A 4667-nucleotide genomic window follows, 5' to 3' on the forward strand; every position below is an offset into this window, starting at 1 on the left:
GCTGGACATACTCCGGACCCATCTGGACCTTCGCCTTGATCCACTCCGGCTTCCGCTCCACGGGTACTGCAGAGTTGCGCTGCTCAACGCGCAGCAGCTTCCGGCCTTCTGGTGCCAGTGTCATCAGTTCTCTTCCCTTAGCATTCCACTACGTTGACGGCGAGGCCGCCCATGGCTGTTTCCTTGTACTTGGAGCTCATGTCCCTGCCGGTCTCGCGCATGGTCACGATCACCTCGTCCAGGGAAACGCGGTGCGTTCCGTCGCCCCAGAGCGCCATCTTCGCGGCGTTGATGGCCTTCGCCGCCGCGATCGCGTTGCGTTCGATGCACGGCACCTGGACCAGCCCGCCGATCGGATCGCACGTCAGGCCCAGGTTGTGTTCCATCGCGATCTCCGCCGCGTTTTCCACCTGCTGGGGTGTACCGCCCAGCACCTCGGCGAGGGCGCCGGCCGCCATGGACGACGCCGATCCCACCTCGCCCTGGCAGCCCACCTCGGCACCCGAAATGGACGCCTGTTCCTTGTACAGCACCCCGATGGCACCGGCCGTGAGCAGGAACTTGACCACAACGTCGTCGCGGTCTTCCTGCGTGGCCTTGTCCATGCCGGGTGCGAAATGCAGCGCGTAATACAGGACTGCCGGGATGATGCCCGCAGCGCCGTTGGTGGGGGCCGTGACCACCCGGCCGCCGGACGCGTTTTCCTCGTTCACTGCCAGGGCGATGAGGTTTACCCATTCCTGCCAGTACTTCGGGTCGCGGTCCTTGTCCTCCTTTTCGAGCCGCTCATGCCAGTCCGGAGCACGACGGCGGACCTTCAGTCCGCCGGGCAGCAGGCCCTCACGCTTGAGGCTGGTGGCCACACACTCCTCCATGACGGAGTAGATGTGCAGCAGGCCTTCGCGGATTTCTTGTTCGGATCGGGAGGCAAGCTCGTTGACGAACATGACATCGCCGATGGACAGGCCCTTGGACTGGCACCGGCCCAGCAGTTCCGCGGCGGTGCGGAACGGCAGCGGCAGTTCCTTCTTGGACTCGTCCAGTTCCTTCAGGGCCGCGTCCTCTTCGCCTTCGCGGACAATGAAGCCGCCGCCGACGGAGAAGAACGTGGCCTTGTGGAGGACTTCGCCTGCCTCGTCAGTGACGGTGAAGGTCATGCCGTTGGTGTGCCGCGGCAGGACTGTGAGCGGGCGCAGGACAATATCCTTGACGCCGTACGGCAGGGGTACGGAACCGGCGAGCTGGAGGGTGCCGGTTTCGGCGATCGCTGCGAGCCGCTCCTCCACCTCGGCCGGCAGGATCTTCTCGGGGTGGAAACCCTCCAGGCCCAGCAGGATGGCCGTCATGGTGCCGTGGCCGTGGCCGGTTGCCGCCAGCGACCCGTAGAGGTCCACCCGCAGCCCGGCCACCCTGTCCAGGCTGCCGGAGCCCTTGAGCTCCTCGGCAAACACTGCGGCAGCGCGCATCGGCCCCACAGTGTGAGAGCTCGACGGCCCGATCCCGACGGAGAACAAATCAAAGACTCCAACGGCCATGTGCGTTTCCTAACTAAAAAATTACTAATGACGAGCCGGGCATCCTGCGTAAGCGGCAGGAAGTCCGAACTCCCTGTAGGGGCTGGCGGAGCCGGGCTTTTCGAAAGCGTGCGTCAAAGCGAGGTACGAGCAGCACGCGTGAAAAGTCCGGTCCGCCGGTCCCGGACACTACCCGAGGTTTGCGACAGACGGGTACAGCGGGTGGGCGGCGGCGAGAGCCTCGACCCGGTGACGCAGGCCGGAAAGGTCCGCGTCGGCGTCGGCAATCAAAGCCTCGGCGATGATGTCCGCGACTTCACGGAAGGCTGCCTCGCCGAAACCACGGGTGGCCAGCGCGGGGGTGCCGATCCGGAGGCCGGAGGTGACCATCGGAGGGCGCGGGTCGAACGGCACGGCGTTGCGGTTGACGGTGATGTCAATCGCGGCGAGGCGGTCCTCGGCCTGCTGGCCGTCCAACTCGCAGTTGCGCAGGTCAACCAGGACCAGGTGCACGTCGGTGCCGCCGGAGATCACGTTGATGCCCTTGGCGGTGACGTCCGGCTGGACCAGGCGGTCGGCCAGTATGCTGGCGCCGGCGAGGACGCGCTCCTGGCGTTCCTTGAACTCCGGCGTTGCTGCGATCTTGAAGGCCACGGCCTTGCCGGCGATGACGTGCTCCAGCGGGCCGCCCTGCTGTCCGGGGAACACAGCCGAGTTGATCTTCTTGGCGATCGCGGGGTCGTTGGAGAGGATGATGCCTCCGCGCGGACCGGCGAGGGTCTTGTGCGTGGTGGAGGTGGTGACGTGGGCGTGCGGCACCGGGCTGGGGTGCAGGCCAGCTGCCACCAGACCGGCGAAGTGCGCCATGTCCACCATCAGGAAGGCACCCACCAGATCGGCGATCCGGCGGAACTCGGCGAAGTCCAGCTGGCGGGCGTAGGCGGACCAGCCGGCGACGATCAACTGCGGCTTGTGCTCCAGCGCCAGGCGCTCCACCTCGGCCATGTCAATGGTGTGGGTGTCTTCGCGGACCTGGTACGGGACCACGTTGTAGAGCTTGCCGGAGAAGTTGATCTTCATGCCGTGGGTCAGGTGGCCGCCGTGGGCCAGGTTCAGGCCCATGATGGTATCGCCCGGCTTGATCAGCGCGTGCATGACCGAGGCGTTGGCCTGGGCGCCGGAGTGCGGCTGCACGTTGGCGAACTCGGCACCGAACAGGGCCTTGACGCGGTCGATGGCCAGCTGCTCGATAACGTCCACGTGCTCGCAGCCACCGTAGTAGCGCTTGCCCGGGTAGCCCTCGGCGTACTTGTTGGTCAGGACCGAGCCCTGCGCCTGCATCACGGCAACGGCCGTGTGGTTCTCGGAGGCGATCATTTCCAGGCCATTGCGCTGGCGGCGCAGTTCGTCGTCGATCTTGACGGCGATCTCGGGGTCCAGCACCGACAGGTCGGTGTCCAGGCTCGCGGAAACTACCTGCTCAAAGACTCTGATTGTGCCCGCGTCCGCGGCAGCGGCGATCACAGTTCGCCACCGTTTACTTCGGCGTATTCCTGGGCGGACAGCAGCGGGCCCTCGGACTCGACGGTCACCTTGAAGAGCCAGCCGGCACCGTACGGATCGGAGTTGATCAGTGCGGGATCGCCAACGGCGTCTTCGTTGATTTCCGTGACCTCGCCCGTCACCGGGGAGTACAGGTCAGAGACGGACTTGGTGGACTCGATCTCGCCGCAGGTCTCCCCCGCGGTCACCGTGGAGCCAACCTCGGGCAGGTCCACGTAGACGATGTCGCCCAGCGCCTCAGCGGCAACAGCGGACACGCCAACAACGGACGGACCAGAGCCATCAAGCGCGATCCACTCGTGCTCGGCGGAGTACTTCAGTTCAGCGGCAACCTTAGCCATGTGTGTTCCTTACGTTTCGAAGTCAAAAGTGAGAGAGCGTTGGCCCAAACACCGCATTAAGTGAGAGAGCGTCGGCCTAAAACGTGCGTTAAGTGAGAGTGCGTTCAGATCCGTTGGGCCCGGCCTCCGGCAGCATGCGTCTAAGGGAGCGTCACGTCCGCCCAGCGGGCGTCTTCGCGACCGAGCATGCAGAGGAGGTCGGGCCCGACGGGCCCAGTTCCGAAATTACTTTTGGCGCTTGTAGAACGGCAGGGCGACAACCTCGAAAGGCTCTGCCTTGCCGCGCAGGTCGATGTCCAGGGCGGTGCCAATCTCGGCGTGCTCGACGTCGACATAGGCCATCGCCACCGGGTAGCCGAGGGTGGGGCTGGGCTGGCCGGAGGTGACTTCGCCAACCACGGCGCCGTCCTTGAGCACCGGGTAGTGCCCGCGGCCGGCGCGACGTCCGAGTCCCTTCAAGCCCACAAGCTTACGCTTTGATCCGGCTTCCTTGGCAGCTTCCAGGGCGGAGCGGCCCACGAAGTCGCCTTCCTTGCTCTTGAGCGCCACAACGCCACCCAGGCCGGCGTCGAACGGTGACCGTTCGAGGGAGAGTTCGTTGCCGTAGAGCGGCATGCCGGCTTCAAGGCGGAGCGAATCGCGTGAGGCGAGGCCGCACGGAACGATGCCGAACTCAGCCCCTGCTTCGGCGACGGACGCCCACAGGGAGGCGGCGCCGTCGTTCGCTACGAAGAGCTCGAAGCCGTCCTCGCCGGTGTAGCCGGTGCGCGCCAGGATGACGTTGTGGCCGGCCACGGTGAGCTCGTTGAACGCGTAGTACTTCAGGTCGGTGACCAGCGCGTGCTGGGCCTCAGCGGTCAGCTTGAGCAGGATGGCCTCGGCCTTGGGGCCCTGGACCGCGATCAGCGAGGTGATGGCGGAGGCGTCCTCCACCTTCACGTTGAACGCCGTGGCGCGTTCGGCCAGGGCGACGGCGACGGTGGGGGCGTTGCCTGCGTTGGGGACCACGAGGTACTTCTCGTCGCTGAAGCGGTACACGATGAGGTCATCGATGATGCCGCCGTCGGCGTTGCAGATGAGCGAATACTTGGCCTTGCCGTCCGCGATGGCGGAGAGCTTGCCCACGAGCGCGTAGTCCAGGAACGCGCCGGCTTCCAGGCCGGAGACCCAGACTTCGCCCATGTGGGAGAGGTCGAACAGCCCGGCAGCGTTGCGCACCGCGTGGTGCTCGGCCAGCTCGGAGCTGTAC

Annotated in this window: 4 protein-coding genes and 1 pseudogene; all 5 read right to left on the reverse strand. The window is 65.8% G+C overall.

Annotated features, from left to right (window positions below):
- Positions 1 to 124 (reverse strand): annotated as a pseudogene (locus V6M49_RS10725) (lipoyl synthase); the annotation flags it as partial.
- 13 nt (positions 125 to 137) lie between these two features.
- Positions 138 to 1535 (reverse strand): L-serine ammonia-lyase, encoded by a 1398-nt coding sequence (locus V6M49_RS10730; protein WP_332761099.1) that lies wholly within the window; start codon positions 1533 to 1535, stop codon positions 138 to 140.
- A 168-nt stretch (positions 1536 to 1703) separates the two neighbouring features.
- Entirely contained in the window at positions 1704 to 3035 is a 1332-nt protein-coding gene (gene glyA / locus V6M49_RS10735; protein WP_332761101.1) for a serine hydroxymethyltransferase, read from the reverse strand.
- Positions 3035 to 3418 carry a glycine cleavage system protein GcvH gene (gcvH, locus tag V6M49_RS10740; RefSeq protein ID WP_104063877.1) on the reverse strand — a complete coding sequence of 128 codons (384 nt, stop codon included), beginning with the start codon at positions 3416 to 3418 and terminating at the stop codon, positions 3035 to 3037. Before gcvH ends, glyA begins: the two co-directional genes overlap by 1 nt.
- Positions 3419 to 3643: 225 nt before the next feature.
- Positions 3644 to 4667 (reverse strand): glycine cleavage system aminomethyltransferase GcvT (gene gcvT, locus V6M49_RS10745; RefSeq protein WP_332761100.1); only part of this gene is annotated, 1024 nt, incomplete at its 5' end.

Source organism: Pseudarthrobacter sp., assembly GCF_036675385.1.
Taxonomy (GTDB): domain Bacteria; phylum Actinomycetota; class Actinomycetes; order Actinomycetales; family Micrococcaceae; genus Arthrobacter.

Coding starts and splice junctions, on each gene's coding strand:
- V6M49_RS10730 (WP_332761099.1), bottom strand. CDS start 1,535: ATGGCCGTTGGAGTCTTTGATTTGTTCTCCGTCGGGATCGGGCCGTCG.
- gcvH (WP_104063877.1), bottom strand. CDS start 3,418: ATGGCTAAGGTTGCCGCTGAACTGAAGTACTCCGCCGAGCACGAGTGG.